The sequence below is a fragment of the Balneolales bacterium ANBcel1 genome (genome assembly GCA_029688905.1).
GTDB lineage: Bacteria > Bacteroidota > Rhodothermia > Balneolales > Natronogracilivirgulaceae > SLLW01.
The window spans coordinates 187,108-211,270 of the sequence record JARULB010000005.1 but is presented as its reverse complement, the minus strand read 5'-3'; the positions used below and the strand labels follow the sequence as shown (position 1 = coordinate 211,270).

Annotated in this window: 17 protein-coding genes; 8 read left to right on the top strand and 9 right to left on the bottom strand. The window is 55.0% G+C overall.

The features are described from left to right. Positions 1-89 precede the first annotated feature (89 nt). Positions 90-683 (top strand): class I SAM-dependent methyltransferase, encoded by a 594-nt coding sequence (locus QA596_08645; protein MDG5767528.1) that lies wholly within the window; start codon positions 90-92, stop codon positions 681-683. A 31-nt stretch (positions 684-714) separates the two neighbouring features. Here QA596_08645 and QA596_08640 read toward each other — a convergent pair whose 3' ends face one another. The 4 genes from QA596_08640 to QA596_08625 form a co-directional block, all read right to left on the bottom strand. Next, positions 715-3,453 carry a UPF0182 family protein gene (locus tag QA596_08640; GenBank protein ID MDG5767527.1) on the bottom strand — a complete coding sequence of 913 codons (2,739 nt, stop codon included), beginning with the start codon at positions 3,451-3,453 and terminating at the stop codon, positions 715-717. Positions 3,454-3,685: 232 nt separating this feature from the next. After that, positions 3,686-5,269: a sodium:solute symporter family protein gene (locus QA596_08635; GenBank protein MDG5767526.1), complete on the bottom strand. Its 1,584-nt coding sequence runs from the start codon at positions 5,267-5,269 to the stop codon at positions 3,686-3,688. Positions 5,270-5,361: 92 nt separating this feature from the next. Then, on the bottom strand, positions 5,362-6,219 hold the full coding sequence (locus tag QA596_08630) for a hypothetical protein (protein MDG5767525.1): 858 nt from the start codon (positions 6,217-6,219) through the stop codon (positions 5,362-5,364). Positions 6,220-6,328: 109 nt separating this feature from the next. Next, positions 6,329-7,057, bottom strand: coding sequence for a hypothetical protein (locus QA596_08625; protein MDG5767524.1), 729 nt, complete (start codon positions 7,055-7,057; stop codon positions 6,329-6,331). A 285-nt stretch (positions 7,058-7,342) separates the two neighbouring features. Between QA596_08625 and mnmE the strand changes: the two genes are divergently transcribed. Beyond that, the gene (gene mnmE, locus QA596_08620; protein ID MDG5767523.1) at positions 7,343-8,749 is read left to right on the top strand and encodes a tRNA uridine-5-carboxymethylaminomethyl(34) synthesis GTPase MnmE; all 1,407 of its coding nucleotides are present in this window, start codon (positions 7,343-7,345) and stop codon (positions 8,747-8,749) included. Positions 8,750-8,800: 51 nt separating this feature from the next. Here mnmE and QA596_08615 read toward each other — a convergent pair whose 3' ends face one another. Continuing rightward, on the bottom strand, positions 8,801-10,219 hold the full coding sequence (locus QA596_08615) for an SDR family oxidoreductase (protein ID MDG5767522.1): 1,419 nt from the start codon (positions 10,217-10,219) through the stop codon (positions 8,801-8,803). Positions 10,220-10,500: 281 nt separating this feature from the next. Here QA596_08615 and QA596_08610 point away from each other — a divergent pair, with 281 nt between their 5' ends. From QA596_08610 to QA596_08595, 4 genes are all read left to right on the top strand, one after another. Then, the gene (locus tag QA596_08610; protein ID MDG5767521.1) at positions 10,501-11,943 is read left to right on the top strand and encodes an NAD(P)/FAD-dependent oxidoreductase; all 1,443 of its coding nucleotides are present in this window, start codon (positions 10,501-10,503) and stop codon (positions 11,941-11,943) included. Positions 11,944-12,212: 269 nt separating this feature from the next. Beyond that, positions 12,213-12,836, top strand: coding sequence for a porin family protein (locus QA596_08605; GenBank protein ID MDG5767520.1), 624 nt, complete (start codon positions 12,213-12,215; stop codon positions 12,834-12,836). A 98-nt stretch (positions 12,837-12,934) separates the two neighbouring features. Continuing rightward, positions 12,935-14,263, top strand: coding sequence for an MFS transporter (locus tag QA596_08600; protein MDG5767519.1), 1,329 nt, complete (start codon positions 12,935-12,937; stop codon positions 14,261-14,263). A gap of 200 nt (positions 14,264-14,463) precedes the next feature. After that, complete coding sequence (locus tag QA596_08595) at positions 14,464-17,760, top strand: two-component regulator propeller domain-containing protein (GenBank protein ID MDG5767518.1); 3,297 nt, start codon at positions 14,464-14,466, stop codon at positions 17,758-17,760. Positions 17,761-17,780: 20 nt separating this feature from the next. Here QA596_08595 and rimO read toward each other — a convergent pair whose 3' ends face one another. From rimO to QA596_08580, 3 genes are all read right to left on the bottom strand, one after another. Beyond that, the gene (rimO, locus tag QA596_08590; GenBank protein ID MDG5767517.1) at positions 17,781-19,103 is read right to left on the bottom strand and encodes a 30S ribosomal protein S12 methylthiotransferase RimO; all 1,323 of its coding nucleotides are present in this window, start codon (positions 19,101-19,103) and stop codon (positions 17,781-17,783) included. Between the two features lie 201 nt (positions 19,104-19,304). Next, positions 19,305-20,762, bottom strand: coding sequence for a hypothetical protein (locus QA596_08585; GenBank protein ID MDG5767516.1), 1,458 nt, complete (start codon positions 20,760-20,762; stop codon positions 19,305-19,307). A 15-nt stretch (positions 20,763-20,777) separates the two neighbouring features. Next, entirely contained in the window at positions 20,778-21,758 is a 981-nt protein-coding gene (locus QA596_08580) for a mechanosensitive ion channel (GenBank protein ID MDG5767515.1), read from the bottom strand. Between the two features lie 107 nt (positions 21,759-21,865). On the opposite strand from QA596_08580, the gene secG reads away from it, so the two are divergent. Beyond that, positions 21,866-22,237 carry a preprotein translocase subunit SecG gene (gene secG, locus QA596_08575; protein MDG5767514.1) on the top strand — a complete coding sequence of 124 codons (372 nt, stop codon included), beginning with the start codon at positions 21,866-21,868 and terminating at the stop codon, positions 22,235-22,237. A gap of 169 nt (positions 22,238-22,406) precedes the next feature. On the opposite strand, the gene QA596_08570 is transcribed toward secG, so the two are convergent. Further along, complete coding sequence (locus QA596_08570) at positions 22,407-23,087, bottom strand: SOS response-associated peptidase (GenBank protein MDG5767513.1); 681 nt, start codon at positions 23,085-23,087, stop codon at positions 22,407-22,409. 118 nt (positions 23,088-23,205) lie between these two features. On the opposite strand from QA596_08570, the gene QA596_08565 reads away from it, so the two are divergent. Beyond that, a complete protein-coding gene (locus tag QA596_08565; protein MDG5767512.1) occupies positions 23,206-24,132 on the top strand; it encodes a type II CAAX endopeptidase family protein in 927 nt (308 codons plus the stop codon). Positions 24,133-24,163: the final 31 nt, after the last annotated feature.

Here is a 24,163-nt window from a genome sequence, read left to right as displayed (position 1 = left end):
ATGCGCTTGCATTGTTGTTACATATAAATATCTATATTTGTATTTAGTGATAACCAGCCTCAGTCAGTGAGCCAAACAGGAGCAGCAAGATGAGAGAGTTTTGGGATGAGCGATTTCTGGAAGAAACGTATGCATATGGCGAAGAACCCAACCGGTTTTTCCGGGAGCAGTTGGATACCCTGACTCCGGGTATGTTGCTGTTACCGGGAGAGGGTGAAGGTCGGAATGCGGTATATGCGGCAAGAAACGGATGGCAGGTGGATGCTGTCGACTGGAGTCGCTCCGGTAAGGAAAAGGCAGATAGATTGGCGGCGAAGCATGGAGTTGATATTCGCTATCATGTCACACCTTTTGAGGGTTGGGATACCAGGAATGATCGGTTTGATGTTTGTGGCGTGATATTTTTTCATCAGCAACCCGAAGATCAGGCACGGTCCGTTTGGAAAATGATCAATAGTCTCAAACCCGGTGGATTGCTGCTTATGGAGTTGTACGAAAAGGATCAGCTGGGGAGATCATCTGGTGGGCCTCAAAATGACGAACTGCTCTATACAAAAGACCAGGTGGCGGCGTGGCTCGACGGTATGGATGTCAGGCTGCTTGAAAAGCGGGAGGTTACGCTGAATGAAGGACGATACCACAACGGTCCGGCAAGTGTGATTCGAGTTATTGCCCGGAAGTAAAAGAAAGGCCGAAAACCTGTTCTACGTGTCGTCAATCCGTATCCAGCAGCTCCTCCATCTCTTCCATCAATTCACCGTAACGCGACCAGTTGCCGTCCTGCATGGCCTGGCGCATATCACGCCACAGCGACCGGAGCCGGTCAAACTGATCCACACTCACCATCCGGGCCTGGTCCTGTACAGGGAGCGGCTCTTCCATCTCGGCAATCAGCGCCTCTTCATCCGGAATGGTTTCCGGGGCGATTGACGGACCCAGGAAGTCGGCTTCATCACCAAAAAGATCCACAAGGGCGGCTTCGATGGTGGGTTGCATGGAAATATCGTCCCCGATGGCAACGATAACCCGTTGCAATTGCGGGATGTCGTCCCGGTCGGCGAGCAGAAATACGGGCTCCACGTACATGAACGAGTTGGCAACCGGAACCACAAGCAGGTTGCCGCGAATCACCCGGGAGCCGCGCTGATCCCACAAGGCGAGTTGCCGGGAGATCTCGGGATCCTGGTCGATCCGCGATTCGATCTGGGCCGGGCCGTAAATCAGGCGGTCTTTCGGCAACCGGTACGTCACCAATTCGCCGTAATGCTCGGGATCCGATCGGGCCGCCATCCAGGCGATCATGTTGTTTCTGCCCTCCGGGGTAAACGGGCTGATCAGCTTGAACTCCAGCTCTTCGTTCTCTTCACCCGGCAACCGTCCCAGAACGTAATAGGGCTCCATGAGAAGCCGTCGCCCTCCGTACTGTTCAAACGGCCTGCGCCAGCGATCCTCGTCATTATAAAAAACCCGCGGGTTGGTCATGTGATAGCGGCTGTACTGCTCCATCTGCACTTCAAACAAATTGACCGGGTAGCGGAAATGGTTATCCAGGCCCGGCGGGATGCTGTCGGCCCGCTGGAACAGGTCGGGAAAGATCGCCATATAGACGGCGATGACGGGATCCTGTTCGTCAATTACATAATAATCGACGGTACCGTCGTAGGCGTCGACCACGATCTTGACCGGGTTGCGGATGTAGTTGATTCTTCCGAAAGGTTCGGAATAGGGGAATTTGGAGGATGTGGTGTAGGCATCCTGGATCCAGACCAGCCGCCCGTCGTACACCACCAGATACGGGTCTTCGTCAAGTGTCAGAAACGGGGTGATGCGTTCGATACGATCCTGAACGCTCCGCCAAATCTGCAGGCGGCTTTCCGGGTGGATGTAGTCGGAGAGCAGGATATTGATGTCGCCCAGCTCCCATGCAAATAAAAGCCGGTAGAACCAGGAGCGGAACGGAATGCCTCCTGTGCCTTCATAATGGTGATAGACATTGCCGGCTCCGGCGGGGTAATGGAGCTCCTCGGTTCCGGAGTTGACGATCACATACCCTTCGCTCTGCTTGCCGTAGTAGATGGCGGGGTTGTCGATGGGGATGTCGGGATGGGTCACCGGCGGAAGGTCACGGGCCAGCATGAGGGGTTCGCCCTGCCGATTGGCGCGGGTAACCGGGCTCATCGCCACACCGTAGCCGTGTGTATACTGCAAGTGGCGGTTGACCCACGTATTGGATCCGTCGGGAAGTTGCGGGGCCAGTTCCCGTCCGGCCAGCATCACCTGTTGCTTTTGTCCGTCGATGATATAGCGGTCGATACCGATCGTATTAAACTGGTAGTAGGGCCGGATCTCCTGCAACTGTCGGTATGTCTGAATAAGCAGGCGCGGATCCCAAAGCCGGATGTTTTCGATAAGCGTTTGATTCTGACGGATATCGCCGGCACGCAGCGTATCGTCTGCGGGGTAGTCGACTTCGCGAATGCGGTCGAGCCCAAAAGCCAGGCGGGTCATTTCGATATTCTTCTCGATGTACGGGCGCTCGATCTCCAGTTCGTTGGGGTTAACGCGTAACTGCTGTACGGCGGAAGGCAGAACCAGGCGTCCTCCGATGAGTACCAGAACCAGCAGGATGGCGGTTCCGGCGATGACTTTGGTCATACGAACCCATCGGCTCAGCAATACCAGCAGCGCAAGCAGGATGGTCAGTATCGTCGCGATCCAGAGGGCGGGAAGCTCGATGGCCAGATGCGTGTATCCGGCTCCGAAGACGACCCCGTCCTCCCGGAAGAGCAGTTCGTAGCGTGAAAGATAGAAGCTCGCGGAAAGGGAGAGCAGCCACAGTCCGAGATTGACTTTAATGTGGCCCAGAACTCCGGGCTCGGCGCGCAGGCCTTCGTTGGGGCGGGCGCTCACCATATCGGTTGCAAAATAGGCTACGGCAAGCAGCAGTGTTGTGATGAACGTGAGAGCCGTAATCGATCCCTGCAGCAGTGAGAGCAGGGGAAGCTGAAACATGTAGAAGCTGATGTCCCTGCCGAAAACCGGATCAACGGAGCCGAACGGCTGGGTCCAGAGGAAGCGAAGCGCATCGTCCCAGCGGAACATGAACGCAAGAGCGAAAATTAAAGCGATAAACAGGGCCAGAACAGTTGCGGCGTTACGTATCCATTTCTGTTGCCGCTGAGCGGGAATGGCGAGATTGAGGCCTGCGATGATGGTACCGAGAAACCGGGAATCGCCCAGTTTTCGGGCCAGGTAGCGGAAGTTGATCACCAGATACACGGCGGCCAGCAGAAACGCGGCGAAGAACAGGAGGATCCGGGTTCCTTTAAGGACCCGGAAGACCTCGGAATACCCGAGCTCCCGCAGCCAGAGCCACTCCATGATCCAGCTGGACGAAATGATCAGCAGTATGACGGGTATCAGTATGAACAGGGCAATACGAAGGATGCGCATGGGGTTATGTAGATCTAATGGAATCTGTAATGGCCGCGGACCGATGACCCGGTATGGGCGGAATCCGGCGGTATCGCCAATGCGTTCCGGCCATATTGTTTACATGCCGGACTCAGATGGCGCAAGATGCGGGAATACGTACCCAAGTTACGGGGATTTACGGCCGGATCAATGATATACCGTACCGGTAAAATACGTGACCTATGACGGTGAATGCAAGGTTTTCGGCAGGTCAGGGATTGCCTTTCTGCTTTTCCATGGCCTCCTTGAGGGAGGTTTCATGCGTATAGAAGCGTCCCCATTTGGATTGTGGATCGTGTGGTGTCAGCAGTGAGACTACAATCAGCACCAGAATGGACGCCGAAGCAGCAGGCAAAATAATGTATTGTTCATTGAGCAGTTGTTCGCCGGTCATATTCACGAGCACCGCGTTGGCAATGGTAATAAACAGGGTGATGCCCATACCGGTAGCGATGGAGGCAACCCCGCCGGCCACCGTCACCCGTTTCCACAGAAAAGCGGCCAGCAAGGCGGGTGTGAGTCCGGCTCCGACCATCGTATACGCCGTAAGGGCCATGGCCAGAATGGTTTCGAACTGGGTAAGCAGCAGGTAGGCCAGCAGTCCGAGCAGCACGACCATCGAGCGCTGCACAACGATAATCAGCTTGCCGTCGGCCGAGGGGTTGATAAACCGCTGGTAAATGTCACGGGTCAGATTTGTCGAGGGCGTAAGCAGAAAGCTGTTTCCGGTGGAGGTGATGATGGCAACGGAGGCCATGATGAGCAGGAGTCCGACCACAAGCGGCAGTCCGACCTCGGTTCCGTAACGGGCCGTGTGGAGAATGATCCGCTCCGAGTCGCCACTGGACAGGAAAAACTCAGAGGCGGCAGGCAGCGCGTTGAAGTGGCTGAATGCGAAAATGGCCAGCGATGCCAGGGCGGTTTCCACGATGATGGTTCCGACAACCCACCACATCACCGCTGATTTTGCTGACTTCTCATTGCGTGCCGAGAAAAACTTCTGGTACATGTTGGATTCACCCAGAAGCAGGAAAAACGTCGGGAGGAAAATCCCCATTGCCCACCAGAAATTATTGTTGCCAAATACGGTGAAATAGGAAGGATCCAGGGTGGCGGTGAGGTGTTCGGCGCCACCAATATGGATATAGACCAGGGGTACGGCAATGATTACGGCCACGGTGATCACCGCGCCATTGATGATATCCACCGAGACAATGGAGAGCATGCCGGCGAAAGCGGTGAAAATGACGATGAAGCCCGCGGTAAGCAAGACCCCCTGCCATTCCGGTACACCGGCAACCAGGTCGAGTACAAAGCCCCCCGCACGAAACTGATAGCCTACGATGGTCGTGTAGGCGATGACAATCACGATTGTTCCGAGAATTCTGGCCCACTTGTTATAGCGGAGCTCCAGAATGTCGGGCACGGTAAACTCGGCGATGCGCCTGACACGGGCGGCCAGGAAAAAGACGATGACGATCGCGACCCACGCTCCCGCCGCCATCCAGAGTTCGGAAAAGCCGATGTTGGCGGCCAGGCCCGCGCCTGCCAAAAGGCTTCCGGAACCCATCCAGGTGCATAGCAGGGTTCCGACCAGTTTGGGCGTCGAGACCGAGCGGCCGGCTACCATGAAATCCTCCTGGTTTTTTACCAGGAAACTCTTCCATATCGATATGGACATGAGCAGTATGAGATAGCCGATTACGACAAAGAAAAAAATCACAAAGACCTCCGTGTGTTCGTCAGGCCGGATACGTTCCGGCGTTTCGCCTGTTGAAATGGTAGAGGATGACACATTGGTACCCCCGGCTCGCGAGGCAAGCCCAGTCGCAGATAATAAATGAATGCGGGGTTATTCACAAGAAAATGTAATTCCGGAGCGGGATATTACCGGAACACGAACGGGGATCCGGCACGTATCCCCAGGCTCAGGAGATGGGCGCTCTCCGGTTCGGCGGGAATGCCGCTGTCATGAAGATACTCATAGGAGAGCACAAACCGGAACTCACCACCGCTGCGCGGAAAGCGCCATCCGACCGAAGCCGAACGATTCAGGCGCAACCGGTCTTCCATATTGATGAGCTGCAGGCGGGTTTCGGCGAAGGGACTTGTTTGCTCAGGATTCTGGTGCCAGTGCATGTGCAGGGTGGCCGTATTCTGAAGATCGTTCCAGTTCGGCCCGGCTTGTTCAAGCTGACGTGGAGTGCGGCGGTCCCAGGTAATCACGTAATGTTCGAACCCCGCCATCATCATCAGGTCGTTTTGATGGAACAGGCTGACCGGATGCTGATAACGCAGGATCATGCTGCTGAATATAAGTGAGCGTTCTCTGCCGATATCGAGATTGTCGATATCGTGCTTGCAGCGGTGCATGAAGCCAAGCTGCAGGAAACCGGGAGCGATGCGCGTGGTGTAGAGAAGTCCTTCCTCCCAGAAAATGGCCCTCGGGTTGAAGTTGATGTCGTTGTGCGGATCGGCGATGAACTGGATTTGGCCGGTCAGCAGGATGGAAGAGCTGTCACCCTGTCGCCAAAGCTCCACATAACCTCCGAGATCCTGATACCAGAGATGATGGTCGTCACTGCTGTGTGCAACTACTCCGAAACCCGCCCAGCCTCCGAAGGTATGGAAGGCGCCACTTACGCCATCTGCAAGATGGGTGCGGTCGTCGAGGAGCGGATTGATGATCAGGGATCGTGCGGCATGGCGCTGGGCTTCTACTTCCGGTGCAAATACAAGAGGCATCAGCAAAAGGAGAAAAAAAACGGCGGGCCGGATCCTGCCCGTGGCGCTGGGTTGCGCAATTCTATGGTGCACGAAGGGCTGTTTTCCGTTGCTTCCGCCGGACCATGATTCAAACCTTTCGGGCGGCGAGGAATGTCCAGGCCTCAAGGAAAGATGGTATGAAAACCCGTTGTTCAACAAAACTGGAAAAATGTGGATTAAGGGCATTCCGGATATCGCGCATGATGTCATCGCGTGCAACACCGGTCTCTTCATCAAACGGACGAGTTCCGCAACATTGCATGTTGAACATTCCGCCCGGTTTGAGGCTGCCGGCCACCTTCTTCATCAGCCCGCTCAAAAACTCCGCACGCGTTTGTCCCTCTCTGACCGGATCGATAGTCAGGTCGTAAATCACGCTGTCCAGCTGATCCAGGGTCTCCATGTAGTCAAACACGTCACCGGTAATCACCTCGGCTTTGGGATGGTCGAACGCATCTCCGCAAAGGCCGGGCAGATACTTTTGCGACAATCGCATGACTTCCTCATCGATATCGATCATCACCGCTTTTTCCAGTGCTCTTGACTGCTGGCGATCGATCTCGAGTAGCTCGTAGAGGACGCCGCCATCGCCGCCTCCCAATATGGCAATACGGCCGAAGGTACCCATGATAACAAGAGGGCTAACCATGGCCACGTTGTAGGACCTGTCCGATTCCGAGATCTGCAAATCGTTGTCGATGACAAGCTGGTGACCGAATTTTTCATGATACCGAATTTCGATCTCCTGCCACGGGCTGGTTGTCCGGGTGATGATTCTGGATTCGGTGTCATTCACTGCTTTTTGAATGTCAGCCATGTGTCTGCGGATTTTGAGTGTTGCGGTATGGCAGTCCGATCAGCTTCGGTATGGCATAATGCGTTGTTGTGATAGCTCGCAGTCTGACTGTCCTTATATTTATGAGAATAACAATTTTTGCAGCCGGCACCGTTTAGTACGGAAAAGGTACGAAAACTGTAAAAAAACGCATGAACCGGAGTGAGGTGTCCGTGCGGGTTTTGTGCGTATCGGACCGCTTCGTATTTTCCTTTCCCTGTATTGGATTACCAATGCGGAACCTTTCCAATTGACTGAAACAGAGCCATGACGCAAATGACAGAATCCAGTAACCCGGTCATCCGGCAAAAACCGGCCATTGCAGCCATCGCCACGGCTCTGGGAGAGGCCGGGATATCAGTGATACGGGTGTCCGGCGAATCGGCGGTCGAAAAGGTTTCGCAGGTGTTCCGGGGCAGGGATTTAGCGGCTCAATCCAGTCATACGGCTCATTTCGGGCGTATTATTGAGGCAGACCGCCTGATTGACGAAGTGGTTGTGACGCTCTTCCGGTCTCCGAAATCCTATACCGGTGAAGACACGGTCGAGATCTCGTGCCATGGAGGCGTTCTGGTCACGCAGGAAGTGCTGGAGGCGTTGCTGCGCACTGGAATTCGTCATGCCGAGCCGGGCGAGTTTACGCAGCGGGCGTTTCTGAATGGCAAAATGGAGTTGTCGCAGGCGGAGGCGGTGGCCGATATGATTCATGCCCGGAGCCGGAGAGCGGTTGAGGCGGCAAGCCAGCAGCTGGAGGGAGCACTGGGCGAGCATGTCAGGGCGTTTCGCCGCCAGATTATCGATGCCACTGCCATGGTGGAGCTGGAGCTCGATTTTGTGGAAGAAGATGTGGAGTTTGCAGACAAAGCGCAGCTTCAAAAGTTGTTGAATGAGGTCGACCGGGAGATCGGTAAGCTGCTGGAGACGTACGAGGCCGGCCGGCTGGTGAAGCATGGCGTCCGGACGGTGTTTGTTGGACGCCCGAATGCGGGCAAGTCCACACTAATGAACACGCTGATCGGCAAAGAGCGGGCGATAGTGTCCGCTACGGCGGGCACCACCCGCGATGTGATCGACGCTGACTGGAGTTACGGGGGACTTACGTTCACACTCACCGATACCGCGGGCCTGCGCGAAACCGCCGATGAAATTGAATCGGAAGGCGTTCGGCGGTCGGAGTCGGCTGTCGGCGGCGCCGACCTAATTATCTATCTCAAGGATGTCTCCGAGCCGCCGGATGCCGAAGAGGAACGCCTGCTGAAGCGCATCATGGAGCGGGCTGCCGGAAAAGCGTTTCTGAAAGTGGGCACGAAAAAAGACCTGGCCGGCGATGATCCGGACGCGGCCATTTCGGAACGCTGGTGCGATCTGGTCATATCTGCGGTGGACGGCAGCGGGATCGAGGAACTGAAAAAGCGAATGCGGGCCACCGTGCTGCAAAACCGCGACATCGATACCGGCAAGCTGCTGGTTACTTCTTCCAGACACCGGGACGGACTGGAAAAAGCCCGTCATCATGTGCGTGAAGCGCTTAAGGCACTGGACCGGGGCCTGACCGGCGACTTCCTGGCTATCGATCTGCGGGCGGCATTGAACGAGCTGGGAACCATCACCGGCGAAATCACTACCGAAGATCTGCTCGACAGTATTTTTTCCCGGTTTTGCATCGGCAAGTAGGCCGCTTGTATCTCCGGTACCGATCGGCGGGCGGGAAAAACGGGCGCCGGATTACTCCGTCAACCGCTTGATCATGCCGTTGAATATGAAGTAGTGAAACGGCAGCACCAGATACCAGTAAAGCCGGCCCCAGAGCCCTTTTGGCCGAAAGGTCGCTTCCTGAATCAGGGTGTCGCCGGTGATGCGGAACTCAAGCCAGGCCTCGCCGGGCAATCTCATTTCCGCGTAGAGCAGCATCCGCTGCTGCTCCCTGTCGGCCAGGAGCACCCGCCAGAAATCAAGGGTGTCTCCGGCCTTTATATCTGTGGGTGAGGTTCGGCCCCGGCGCAGCCCGACACCGCCGAACAGTTTGTCGAAGAAACCGCGAAAGTGCCAGAGCCAGTCGGCATAATACCATCCGGTTTCACCGCCGATATGCCAGATCCGGGAGAGTACAACATCGGGCCGATTAATCCGTCGCTCTTTGCGGTCCTTGAAGCAGCCTTCGGTCGGAACCTGCACATGTTGCGACAGGCGGCTGGACAGGCGTCCGCTGATAAGGGAATCTTTCCAGCTCGACAGGATGGCATTCTGGTCTATTTTGCGGAATGCCAGGGAGACCGCTTTCCGGTAGGAAATGGGTGTGATATCCAGCATTTCGGCCAGGCGGTTGTCCCGGCAGGTGACATCCACTTTCATGCTGTCGACAAGTTTTACGGCAAGCGAATACGACGTGGAGGTCATGAAGTAGAGCCAGTAGGAAGAGAGCTGCGGGGAAAGAACCGGAACGGAAATAATCAGCCGCCGGAGTCCGCGCACTTCGGCATACTGTTCAAGCATTTGCCGGTAAGTAAGCACATCGGGTCCGCCGATATCAAAATTGGCGTGGAAGGTCCGCTCGTCGCAGAGTGTTTTTTCCAGAAAACGGAGTACGTCGCGGACAGCGATGGGCTGGGAAAGGGTTTTAAGCCAGCGGGGAGCGATCATCACCGGCAGTTTTTCAACCAGGTCGCGGATAATTTCGAACGAGGCACTTCCCGAGCCGATAATGATTCCGGCACGCAGCGTGGTTGCGGGGTAGTTCCCATCCGAAATAATGTCTTCTACCTGCTTGCGCGACGCCAGGTGCCTGGAGAGGTTCCGGTCGTTGATGATGCCGCTCAGGTAGATGACATGCCTGACGGAGGTCCGGTTCATGCAGTCCCGGAAGTTGCGGGCCGCCTGCTGTTCCAGGTCCTGGAAATTGCCGGAGCGAGACGACATGGAATGTATCAGGTAGTACGCGGCTTCAATATCCTGGGGAACTGCCGATAATGATTCCGGATTCAAAAAATCTGCTTCGACCACTTCCACCTGATCACGGAGGTCGGGATTCAGGCTGAGGCGGTTCCGGTCACGTACGCAGCAGATCACCTGATGTCCGTTTTCAACGAGTACGGGCAGAAGCCGCTTCCCGATGTAACCGGTTACGCCGGTGAGTAAAATTTTCATGGCAGATTGTGTTTGTAATGATATCGGGACATGCCGTACGCACGGCAACCGCGCTTTCTATGATACAACTGGAAATCATGCGCTATCGTTTCTGGGTGGAAGGAGTTCAAGGACAGGCATAGCAACATGTGCTGATGGTAAAAAGGTGATGTCACAATTTCAAAAACCGGGTGTGTTTTGGCAGCCTTCGGCACGGGGGTATTATGGTAATGTAAATTGTAGTATGTTGAGATCAATGGATGTTGGGGAAACCATCAGGAGGCAGCCAGGAGGCAGCGATTATGAAACATGAATATGATCTGATCGTGATTGGAGCAGGTACAGCCGGCCGCACCGCAGCCGGGCTGGCCGTGGAGTTGAGCGCCAAAACACTTCTTGTCGCGGAAGAGGCCGATCATGAGGCAGGCTTTTGTGCCGGGGTATTACCCGGCAGGATACTGCTCCATCAGTCGGAATTGGCCGCATTGAGCAGGGAAGCAACCTATGAGTCGGCACGAGTGAAGTTCCATGAGATCCGGGAAAAGATCAACAGCATGGCAGGCCGGCTTCCGTCATTAGTGGAGAGAGGAGTAGAGCTGGAAACCGGGTCGGCATCGTTCAGAGATGCCCGGACCATAGCCATCCGCAGGAGTAACGGAGCCATCCGTAACGTCACAGCCCGGTATATCATCATTGCGAGTGCAAGCCGTCCGTATATACCGGCGATACCCGGTATTGGCGATACTCCTTACCTCACCAATAAACCCATATTTGCACAATCGGACCTTCCCGAAAGCATGATCATTGTTGGTGCGGGTCCGGCCGGTACGGAGCTGGCTCAGGCGTGCCAAAGGTTTGGAACGGCTGTTTCGCTGGTGGATATGGCTCACTTCATTCTGCCGCTGGATCCGCCGGAAATGACCTCCATCCTGCAGAAAAAGATGGAGGAGGAAGGGGTAGCGTTTTTCCTGGGATGCTCACCCGAGTCGGTTCAGGGAGATGAGCACCGGATAATAATGAGGCTCAGAAACCAGGGGAAAAGTATGCGCCTGGAGGCCGAAAAGCTCTGTCTAGCAACCGGGTGCCAGGTTTTTCCGGAAGAGTTGAATTTGAAAAAGGCCGGGATCCGCTACAACAGCAACGGCGTGCTGGTCAATACCAACTGCAGGACCAATCTTCACCATGTGTATGCAGTCGGGGAGATTACCGGCAGGTTTCAACTGACCCACATGTCCGATTACATGGCAAGAGTCGCGGTTTCAAACGCGCTGCTTCGGCGGCCGGTTGGCATGGATACGCGCGCAGTGCCATGTGTAACCTACACCCAGCCGGAGATAGCCCATGTGGGAGCATCGAGGGAGCAGCTTGAACGATCCGGTGTCCGGTTCGAGATCTATCGGCTGCCCTACAGCGAAATTGCCCGTGCGGTTACGGATGATGCGGATGAAGGCTGGATTGTTGTATATGCAAAGAAATGGAGTGGCAGGATTCTCGGTGTTGACATCATAGGAAAACAGGCAGGGGAGTTGATCAGCCAGTTTTCATTGGCCATGAAGCACAGAATATCGTTACGGAAACTGGCCGATGTTATTTATCCCTGCCCGACGTACGCCCATGCTACAGGCCGGGTCGCCATGCAGTGGTATGCCAAAATCCGGAGCTACAAACTGTACCGCTGGATTCGCAGGCTTTTTCGATTCAGGGGACCCATTCCCGATCTGGAGAATCCCGACCGGATCATTTGACACCCTGGGAAGGGTTGCGTAAGGTAGCTTCCGGGACCGGGCCGGCAGGTCGCTCGAATCCCTGATGCCTGTCGGCAGAGGTGAAGTGCTATTTCCGGACTTGCGGCCAAGGCCTCCGGAATGCAACCATGTCACGGCCGCTATTATACAACGTGAACCCGTATCGGTTTTTTTTTAACTTGTGATCGCTGGCAGCCGGTGGCTTTCATATGATTGCTGCAGCCGGTTCTTCCTGCTACAGGCTATCCCAAACCCAAACCGGATTCATCATGAATGAAAAAATTTGGACAATCCTGGCTGTAACCGTACTGGTTTTGTCGCTGAATCTGCAGCCGGCTAAGGCGCAGCTGTTTGATTATGGCATCAAGGGAGGGGTTAACGCATCCAAACTTTCGGGAGTAGACGATTCCGATTATTTGTCGGGATTTCATTTCGGCGCTTTTGTCACAATTCGTCCGCCCATGTCACCTGTAGCCATCCAGCCGGAACTGATTTACTCGAGAATCGGAACCGAAGGATATGGATTGGCAGGCGGGGAAACATCGCTTGAAATCGACTATGCCCAGATTCCGGTGCTTATAAAATACTATGTGCCGCTGCCCGGACCGATTAACCCCCATATCTTTGCCGGGCCCTATGTCGGCTTCAAGGTCGACAGCAAATGGTCTGTGAATGAGCCGGTAAATGGCGGTGACGATAGTTTCATGGATGATCATATCCGTGATACGGATTATGGGTTCACCGCCGGACTGGGTACGGAGATTGATCTGATGGTCAGCTCCATCCACCTGGATTTTCGCTATAGTCATGGCATACGCAGTGTATTCAAGGGCGAGCTGGACGATGGGGAGCAGCACCGGGTCTTTACACTGACCGCCGGCTTTGCGTTTTAGCCGGACGGGTTCGATGCTGCATGCGGCGACAAAGTCGGTACTATCTCTATTCCAGGGATTTGCCCGAGTTAACCATTTAAGTCCAAACAACACCTGTTTTGCCTGAACAGTCCGGTGCGCTTGAGAAGGCGTATGAAATTCTGACCATTGATGATGAGAGGGCTTGCCGGAGTATTCCGGACAGCGCCTGCCGCGAAGTTCCGGGAAACTTTTTCCTGAACACCGGTAATGGAGCGCTGACCAAATTGGCCGAACAGATTGCCAGTCCCTCGCTGGTTCTGCCCTGGCTGCTGGGTGCCATGGGTGCACCCTCTGCACTTGCCGGGTTTCTGGTTCCCCTGAGCAGGAGCGGTTCATTGCTTCCTCAACTGCTGGTCTCGTCACGTATCCGAAGATATGCCCGGCGTAAATATTTTTGGGTGGCCGCAGGCTATGTCCAGGCACTGGCTCTGCTTCTGATGATTCCGCTGGCTCTGTTAGTCGGCGGCCTTTGGGGCGGAATCGGGGTGTTGCTACTGCTTGCGATATTCAGCATGGCAAGCGGAGTGGCGTCGGTCAGTTTCAAGGATGTGATGGCAAAAACCATTCCCAAAGGCAAGCGTGGTACCCTGCTCTCCATCCGGGCAACCGCAGGCGGGGTTCTTGCTCTTGGTGCCGGTGCATGGTTGATGATGGCCGGAGGCGATGACGAACCCTTGTGGTTTTACGGAGCTCTGCTTGCCGGAGCCGCAATGTTATGGATTGTTGCGACTACATTATTTGCTCTGATCAAAGAGTACCCCGGCGCCACGGATGGTGGCCGTAATGCCATTGCCGAGGCAAAGAAGGGGTGGTTTCTGCTGAGAGAGCAACCGGGATTCCGCAATTTCGTGATCGCACGAAGTTTGCTGCTGGGCGTTCCTCTGGTCGTCCCGTTCTACTCTCTTTTTGCCAGAGACCTCGGAACCGGCCTCAGCGGCCTGGGCCTGTTTGTCATGGCGAACAGTCTTGCAATGGTTCTGAGCAGTTATTTCTGGGGACGCCTTGCCGACAGGTCCAGCAGACACGCGATGGCTTTTGGCGGCTTGATTGGTGCCTTTGCGGCGTTCATTGTTCTGGTTTTGGGAAGTGCTATGGGTCAGGGTTATACGGCTTGGTGGCTTTCAGCTGTCATTTTCATTACCGGTTTTGCCCAGGCGGGGACACGGCTTGGGCGCAAAACCTATCTGGTGGATGCCGCCCCTGAAGACGAACGTCCGCTGTATGTCGCGGTAAGTAACACCCTGGTAGGGATCCTTTTCCTGTCGTCGTCCGTCATCGGAACTTTTTCTGGAATTATCGGTGTCCGTGGAGTTATATTCATGTTCGCATTGATGATGGTCGCGGGCTCCTTTTTTGCATTGCGCCTGCCGGATTCAGGAAGTATGGTCGCTGAATCCAAATCATAAAATATAGCAATCAAAATTTGGCAAAAAGGCACGATAATTGCTGTTTAAATCCTGATGGTTGTGCATTCAGGATGATTTTTTAACCGCAATAACAGGCTAACTTGTGCCGGGCTACTCGAAAAAATCTGATACACGTTCCGTCAGGGATAGACTGTACACATAAGTTTTATGGCAATATGCTGAAAAAGGGCACAAGGCGAATGTGCAGCAAAGGACTCCGTGCGAAACTGGTTCTTGCTGCTGCTGTGTTTGGTGCATTTTTTTTGGGGATTGGGGCATCCTGTTTTGCGGCATATCAGGATGCGTTCAAAGATGATCTGAGGTTCCATCATCTTACCACGTCGGAAGGACTCTCCCACCCGTCGGTCAGGGCGATCTACCAGGACCGGTCCGGATTTATGTGGTTTGGTACCAACATCGGCCTTACCCGCTACGACGGGTTTGAAATGACCATTTACCGAAACGATGCCGAAGATCCCTACACTATCGCCAGCAATGCCGTTTCGGTTTTGCTGGAAGACTCCCGGGGGTATTTCTGGGTAGGAACCCAGGGGGGCGGCCTCCATCTGTATGACGAAGCCAGGGACCGGTTTTTGCGAATTCCCGACAAGAGTGATGATACTCATTCTTTGCACAATAGTACGATTCTGTCACTGAATGAATGTAGCGACGGCTTTATCTGGATCGGAACATACGATGGCATTTATATGGTTAAACCCGACCAGAGCATCGAAAAGCTGGAATTTCCCTCAGGAGCTGCTCTGTCTAACCCCGCCGTAAGCTCATTCGAAGAAGACGGGCAGGGGCGAATTTGGGTGGGAACCCAGGGAGGCCTTAATATTATCGATCGCGACCGTGAAGACATCACCCCGCATCATCATGATCCGAACTGGTCGGGCCGCATCTCCTCCGATCACATCAGAACTCTATACAGGGATCATCACGGTACTATGTGGATAGGTACCCAGGGAGGCGGCCTCGTCTTTTTCGATCAAGAGCGCGAGACATTTGTTCCGGTGGCAGAGGATCCCCGGCACCCGGCTTTTTCAGGTGACGAAGACATCCATACGATTTCCGAAGACAATGAAGGCAAATTATGGATTGGAACGGCACAAAAAGGGCTCATACGTATGGATTCGTTGCGAACCCGGTCTGTCGCTTTCCAATATCATCCAGATGACCCCTACAGTGTTAATGAGGGGGTTATCTACGATGTTTACGAAAGCCGTGACCAGATTCTCTGGGTTGCGACACAGGCAGGCGGTGTCAGTTACCTTGACCAGGGCCTGTACTATTTTGAGCACTTTTCCCGGGGGCTCGGAGGGAGGCAAAACCTCAGCAATAACCTGGTGTGGTCTTTTGCCCAGGATGATGCCGGTGATATCTGGATTGCCACGGCTGGAGGGCTGAACCGGTTTGATCCGGTGACCGGCACATTTGAAACCCTTACTCACGACCCCGATAACCTTCAATCAATTCCTGCAGATGTCCTGATTCATTTGCATGTGAATGAAGAGGGGCTTTGGATGGGTACCCTTGCAAATGGAGTCAGCCTGATGGACACGGAAAGCCGTACTTTCCGCCACTTTCGGCACGACCCCGACGATCCCTACAGCCTGAGCCATAATGATGTATTTCGAGTTTATGAAGACTCCCGGGGCGCCATGTGGTTCGCCACCAACGGCGGAGGAGCGAACCGGCTGGATCCGGATCGAACGCGTTTTACCCGGTACCTCGCCGATCCTGCCGATTCCAACAGTATCGGCAATAACGATGTCCGGTCGTTTCACGAGTGCAGCCGCGGAGAGTTCTGGATCGGCACCTATTCCGGCGACCTGACCCGCTTCGACCGGGAAACCGGCCTGTTTCACCACTATGAGATTAACGAGGGGCGGCGGTACAGAAGCAGTGTGATTCAGGATTTCCGGGAGGATCGAACCGGCAGGCTCTGGCTGGCCACCCGGGGAGGCGGTCTCCTTCTGTTTGACCGGGAAGAACGGGCCGTAAGCCGGTCGTATACGATTGATGACGGCCTGCCCGGAAACATGGTCCATGCCATTCTGGAAGATGATCAGGGGCTGTTATGGCTGAGTACCAACAGCGGCCTGGCCCGGTTTAACCCCGAAAGGGAAACGTTTCAGCATTTTGATGAGACCGCCGGTGTGCAAAGGAGTGATTTCTACAAGGCATCCAAACTGAAAGATCGAAACGGCTACATGTACTTCGGCGGATACAACGGTTTCAATCGATTCGATCCCCTTAAAGTGGAGCTCCGCGATGATCACCATCCTGTAATTTTTGCCGATTTACAACTGTTCAACCGCTCCCTTCCCATTGGCGGAGACTCCCCGCTTCAGGAGCAGATCAACCTCCTTGATACGCTGGTAGTTTCTCACGATGCCTCTATGCTCACGTTCCGGTTTTCGGCCCTCAATTTCAGTGCGGTAAAAGGCAACCATTTTGCCTACATCCTGGAGGGCTTCGACAGTGACTGGAACTATATCGGGAGTCAGAGATCGGCTACCTATACGAACCTTAACCCGGGTACCTACCGCCTGCGCGTGATGGCAACCAACAACGACGGCATCTGGCCGGAGGAGGCCCGCGAGCTGGTGCTCATCGTGACGCCGCCCTTCTGGCGTACCGCATGGTTTATGGCCGCTTCCCTGCTGTTCCTTGTGCTGGCTCTGTTTACCGGTTATCAACTGAGGGTGCGCGCCATCAATATTAGAAACCGCAAACTGCGCTATCAGGTGGCGGAACGGACCCGCAAACTGCGGGAGTCCAACCGTACCAAAGACAGAATACTGTCAATTATCGCACATGACATCAATAACGTAGCCTTCGGGATCGTGGGATTTGTGGAACTGCTTAACGAGAGCGTTCAGAATAACAATGAAGAGGAGATCAGAGAGTATTCCGGACGCCTGAGTCATTCGACCTTCCAGTTTCAGATCATGATCCGGAACCTGCTCAACTGGTCGAGGTCGCAATCCGGCCGCATCGATCATCATCCGGAAACAATCGGCCTTTCCGGCATTATAGAGGCTCATATCAGTAATGAAGCATCCAGGGCAATCGGGAAGTCCATCCAGCTCTATTCAACGGTGAGCCCGGAGCGCGAAGTGATGGTGTACGCCGATCGCAACCTGCTTTCGGTAGTATTGCGAAACCTGATTAATAACGCGATCAAATTCACCCACGAAAACGGGAGGGTTGAAATCTCGGCGGAAGAGAAGGAGGACTGTGTGGAAATTGTGGTTTCGGATAATGGAGTCGGTATGAGCCCCGATCAGATCGATCAGGTGTTGAATGCCTCCATACCGACCTCAACCAGGGGCACCAACAGTGAAAAAGGAACCGGACTGGGGCTGGCCGTAGTGAGAGATTTTATCCGCATTAACGGGGGAAAGCTTCGCATCGAGAGCCAGCCTGGGAAAGGAAGCCGCTTCTTTTTTACGGTTCCAAAGCCGGAGAAGCAGGCCGTGAGCCACTAAGTGAGGCGTTACTTATGGACTTAATCCACCGCCTCTATGCATCCGTAAAGATCATAGGGCTCGGCATCGGTGATGCGCACCCGGCAGAACCGGCCTGCCTGCAACCGGGCCGGCGAGAAGCCTTCCACCGCGTCGTGGATGATGACTTCATTGTCAACCTCCGGCGTATCCCATTCTGTTCGGCCATAGGCCACACCGTCTTCCATCCGGTCGATCAGAACCGGCAATGAGCGGCCCACGAGCGCCTGATTGTGTTCAAGCGATATCTCTTCCTGCAGTGCCATCAACTCCCGGACCCTCCGCTGCTTTTCCTCTGCAGGTACCGGATCTCCCAGTTCCCAGGCAATGGTCGCCTCCTCCTGCGAGTAGGCGAAACAGCCCAGGCGTTCGAACCGGATTTCCCGGACGAAATCCAGCAACTCTTCAAAATGTCCGGCGGTTTCCGTCGGGTAACCCGCAATCAGCGTTGTGCGAAGCCGGATGCCGGGAACCGCCGCCCGGATTTCATGCAGCAGCTCGCGCATTCGTTCGCCGCTCATGCCGCGCCGCATCGACTTGAGCACCTCGGTACTGGCGTGCTGAACCGGCATGTCGAGATAGTTGCAGATGTTCTCCCGATCGCGGATGACCGGAAGGATGTCCATGGGGAATTTTGCCGGATAGGCGTACTGTAACCGGATCCAGTCGAATCCGACATCCGAAAGCCGCTTAAGCAGGTCCGCGAGCGAGCGCTTTCCATAGAGGTCGAGTCCGTACCAGGTCAGATCCTGCCCGATGAGAACCAGTTCGCGCACCCCCTTTGCCTTCAGTTTCTCAGCTTCGATGACAAGCTCATCGGCAGGGCGCGAGACATGTCCGCCCCGCATGATGGGGATGGCGCAAAAGGAGCAGGTGTGATCGCATCCCTCTGAAATTTTAAGGTAGGCGTAGTGCGAGGGGTTGGTCAGCATTCGCTCTCCGATCAGTTCCTTGCGGTATCGTCCGCCCAGCTCGTGCAATACCCCGGGCAGCGATGTGTGGCTGCTTCCGAAGTATTTATCCACTTCCGGAATATCCTTCTGAAGATCTTTCAGGTAGCGATCGGAGAGACACCCCATCACCAGCAGGCGGTCCAGTTTGCCCTCTTTTTTCAGTGACACGCCCTCCAGGATATGGTCGATCGACTCCTGCTTGGCGTCTTCGATAAAGCCGCAGGTGTTGATCAGCAGGATGTTGGCCTCTTCGATGTCGGAGACAATTTCAAATTCATTGGCTTTTGCCTGGGCGATGAACACCTCGGAATCGACCTGGTTTTTGGAACAGCCGAGCGTATCGACGTAGATGCGTGGAAGTCGGGTTTGCATAAATGGTTGTAATGCAGGAATAAACAGGGGTGTGATGGTTCCGGGATGCTGATGATCTTGGCGGCAGAGACGAGCGGGGAGCCACTCGTGGCCGGCAGACGGCTCAAGCCTTCTTGCGTTGTGTGCAGTACCTGTGGAAGGCCCCGAAAACACACTGGGCACAACCTCTTAATTTAAGAAAAACATCGTTCAATGGCTTGATTATCTTCTGATCCGCCACTCCATCGGGTGGTAATTATTGAGGCGGCTGCCGATGTTTTTAAGCCAACCGAGCGGCAGGCCGTGGTATGTTGCCAGTTGCCAGCCAGTTGCGGTATCACCGGACACCGGCAGGGTTTCTCTGCGCAGGAAGGCCTGTGCCTCCTCGAGTCCGCACCGGAACTGCGGGAGCCGGTGTGCTGCCATGCGGATGTCCAGGGCCGCTGCCGGTGACGGGCGAACAGCATCCCGGATGATTTTTCCCGCTTCGGTGCCTGCGTAGACCACCGACAGGGATGAGGCCAGCATATGCAGGTGTTCCATATGGCTGCTGCGGATGTGATGCAGGCGGTCGCTGATCTGGAACCAGGCCAGGTCGTCATCTTCAAACCATGTTGTGGCCTCTGCGGCGGCATGGTCGGACGCATCCAGGATGGCCGGAGCATGTGCGCGGGGACGCCGCGCGTGTGCGCTTGTGCCTGTTGCCGGTTTGCGGATGAGTGAGAGAAAGAACCCTTCTCCGCTGGTGCGGTGCGGGTAAAAGCCGTATCCGGTAACCGGGCCATCCGAAATTTCGTGGATACTGTCTGCGGCACCGGAGGAGTCGCCTGGAAAAGTGAGGGGCACCGATACGCACTCCCCGCCTGTTTTATTCAGCAGCCAGGCGATGTTGCGTTCATTTTCATCGGGGTTGAAGGTGCAGGTGGTGTAGACGAGGTGTCCGCCGGGTGCGACCGCTTCCCACAGTTCGGTGAGTATGGAGCGTTGCCTCAGGCTGCAGTGTGCGGCGTTGTCGACACTCCATTCGGAACGGGCGGATGGAGTCTTTCGGAAGAGCCCCTCACCGGAACAGGGGACATCCGCAACCACCAGGTCGAAGTAGCTGTTGAGCCGGGTAAAATGACGGCTTTCATTACGGGTGATAACCAAGTTACCGGTCCCCCATTTGATGCTGTTTTCCAGCAGTGCCGGGATGCGGGAACGGATCACTTCGTTTGCTACCACCAGCGACCGGGGGAATTGCGCCGCGATCAGGGTGGTTTTTCCCCCGGGGGCGGCACAGGCGTCCAGAATCAGGTCGCTTTTCTGACGGATGGCGGGCAGGTTCAGTACATGTTCGAGGAACATGGAGCTGGCCTCCTGCACATAATAACCGCCTGCGTGAAATACCGGATCGCCGGTAAACGAGGGGCGCTCGCGCAAATAACGGCCGTTCCGTGACCAGGGCACGGGACCGGAGGTCAGAGAGAACACCGGAGAGATGACCCGGTCACGGGGTGAAGCGCCGCTGCCGGCCGGGTTTGTTACCGGTACCGGTTTATGAGGATTCAGGCGGATGGAGACAGCGGGAGCCGTTTCAAGAGCGTCCAGAAACGCGTCGTGATGCTCCGGGATCTGGCGGCGGATACGTGCGGTGAACGCTTCCGGCAGTGCGGGTTGTGTGTTTTGTGATGATGGCATAGCGGAGTTCCCGGATCATTTTGGTCCGGGGCCGGGTGGCAGGCCGGCCTCGGTGTCGCTCATGCCCCAGCCGGTATGGCCCTCTCTGCCCCGGTCGAAGTAGCGGATGGTCGGATATGCGAAGGAGATATCATCATGTTTGGAAAACTCGGTAAGCACATCCTCCCAGATTTGCTGTTCGGTACCGCGACGTGTCCGCGGATTGGTCAGGTACCGGATGGTCAGTGAGATGCCGAAGTCCTTGACATCGGTATAGACGGTGGGCGTCAGAATTCGGTAAGTAATCAAATAGGATCGTGCCGCCCGGCGAAGCTGCTGTTTGGCTTCGTCGGAAATATTGGCCGTATGGCGGTCGGCAATTTTCTGTAGCAGCATCTTGGCTTTCTTCCAGTTGCTCTCCATGCTGACGCGCACCGGGAGCTCATTCCATATAAACTGAAAATCGGCGGTGTAGTTGGCGATGTTCTCGGTGAACACTTTGTGATTGGGGATATGGATAACCCGGCCCGTGCTCTGGTCGGCATCCACCCAGTTGCCGATTTCCATCAGGCTGAATTTGAAAATCCGCTGGTCGATCACATCGCCGCTGACGCCGGCGATATCGATTCTGTCTCCGATCTCGAAGGGCTTGCGCCACATCAGAAAGATCCATCCTGCCAGGTCGGCCACCGAATCTTTCAATGCGATGATGAGGCCGGCGGACAGGAGCCCGAGAAACGTTGCGACCGACTGGAAGCCCTCAAACCAGGTCCGACCCAGTACCAGCAGTGCAATGAATACCAGGAAACGCGTCAGGTACTTACGCCATTTGTAATGCAGCTCCGGATCGCTGGATTTCCGGTATACGATACGCAAAACCACAGTCCGGAACAGCCAGAAGCCGAAAATGAGCACTATGGAAAACAGCAGATTTTGTGTGAACCCGTGGCTTAGATCGGCCAGGTCGGCTACAGCCCTGGTAATGCGGTTCACGATATGAAAGTCCTGCTGTGCCATAATGATTGTCCGGAAAAATCGTTACAATGATGTGACTTTCGCGTTTGATTTCAACGCATAATTGGGTAATTTACAAATCTTACCATGGTAATAGTAGCGATAAAATTATGCTTTATACACTGACAATCATTCTTATTACGATCATTTCGGTTCTGATGGTCATTGTTATTCTTCTGCAGGCCGGTCAGGGACAAGGGCTTTCCGGTGGTATTGGCGGCGGTGGTGGAATCGGCGGCGGTGGCGCCAACATGATGGGTGCGCGCCGTACGGCGGATTTCCTCTCCAAGTCGACATCGGTTCTTGCCGCAATGTTTTTGACTCTGTGCGTACTGGCCAACTTCTTTATCGACCGGGAGACCATTGATCAAAGCACGATCCAGCAGCAGGGGATGCCGGTACAGACAGAGGATTTCGGAGCGCCGGCAGAAACGGCTCCGGCTTTGCCGCCGCAGCAGGATGACGCGCCTCCTGAAGAGTAAGGAGCACGCAACGTCATCATAACGAAACAAGGATCTTGAAGGCCATGCCGCTTTTGGTGGTGTGGCTTTTTTTTGTCGCGGCCTCCGGCAACCTTGCCGTGCAAGGGCTTATGGCGGAAGTTTCGGCGGAATCCGGAGAAGGACGGGGAGGAGGTGCAGCGCAGCGGGGCTATTTCATTTTTGGCTGGATGAGTTCCGGTCCGTTGTTGGCGGTGTTGTTGGCCCGGGTGCTGACCCGGAACGCCGACATTTCATCCACCGGATAGGGCTGCATCAGGGGTTCCAGCGCTTCGGGTTCCGAGATCGCCGGATCCAGCCAGATATCGTAATTTTCCTTGCGCAAAAGAACCGGCATGCGGTCGTGCAGCGGCTGCATGAGCGCGTTTGCTTCGGTGGTCAGGATGGTATACGTATGCAATTGATCTCCGTCTTCGTCGATATGTGTTTCATAGAGGCCTGCCATGCCGAACAGGTCGTTCTCCAGCAGACGCATATAAAACGGAATTTTGTTTCCGCCTCCGAAATCCTTCCATTCGTAGAATCCGTTGGCGGGAATGATACAGCGCTTGCGCTGAAAGGCATTGCGGAAAGAGGGTTTTTCCCTGACGGTCTCGCTGCGAGCGTTGATCAGCGGCTTCCAGTCGGAGCGGTCCTTGACGAAGGGAGGTACGAGTCCCCACTTCAGTGCGCCAACGGTGCGCTCACCGATGCGGGGTGTTACCACGACCGGCCTTGCGGATCCCGGGGCAATGTTGTAATCCGGTTGCAGCAGCTCCTCATCAGGAACCGACACATCAAATTGCTGTTCAATGGCTTGTTTATCCGAGTAAAGAGTATATCTTCCGCACATATAGAGGGCATCCCTGGTCTGTCATGGGTGATGTTTGCAGCGGTTGTCCGGGTGAAACACGCCCGCTCGCTGCATCAAGTTTTCAAGATACATCGTTTTATTCCAGATTCTATATCCTATGAAGGTTTTTGAGACTGTTTTCGTTTCTTCGGACGGCCGGATTCGCGCCGGCTGGCGTCTCCTGATTCAGATCGTTCTCTCCCTGATATTCCTGATTCCGCTCTCCCTGCTGGCGTCCCAGGTCGGCGGCAGAAACCTGCAGATTGTTGCCGGCGGCATCGCCATCACACTGGGGGTTTGGGTCTCCGGGTGGATGGTTGACAAGCGACCGATCCGCGATTTTGGTCTCAGGATAACCGCCGGATGGTGGAAAGAGTGCGGGATCGGTTTTTTGATGGCCACGCTGGTTATGTCTGTGATGGTATTGATCCTGTGGATGGCGGGATGGATCGAGTTCGCCGGCTACGGATGGGAGCGCAACTCGGCCCGCGGTTTCATGGCGGTATTTGGCGGCTATCTGATTACCATGGCGGTTGTCGGCTTCTATGAAGAGCTCTGGTCGCGGGGGTATCAGCTGAAAAACCTGACCGAGGGTTTTTTCACCGGATACAACAGAAATAGCGCCGGCATCATCGCCATCGGCATCAGCTCCCTGGTATTCGGGGTGCTCCACATGTCCAATCCCAATGCCACAATGTTCGGGATGGTGACGATTGTGCTGGCCGGTATCATGCTTGCCATACCCTACGTAGTTACCGGTCAGCTCGGCTACTCTGTAGGGATACATTTTGGATGGAATTTCATCCAGGGAGGGGTTTACGGGTTGCCGGTAAGCGGCATTCCGTTCCGGCAGTCGCTGTTGCAGGCACAGGTTACCGGTCCCGATCTCTGGACGGGCGGCCGATTTGGTCCCGAAGGCGGTATCATCGGCATTATCGGGGTGGTTCTGCTGGTAGTGGTTATCGTGCTTTGGCTCCGCCATCAGGGCCATACACTGAGTGTCTCGCCCAATATAACCCATCCTCCTGATTCCGGCAGGTATTAACTTTGGCCGGTTAATTTCTTATATTACAAGA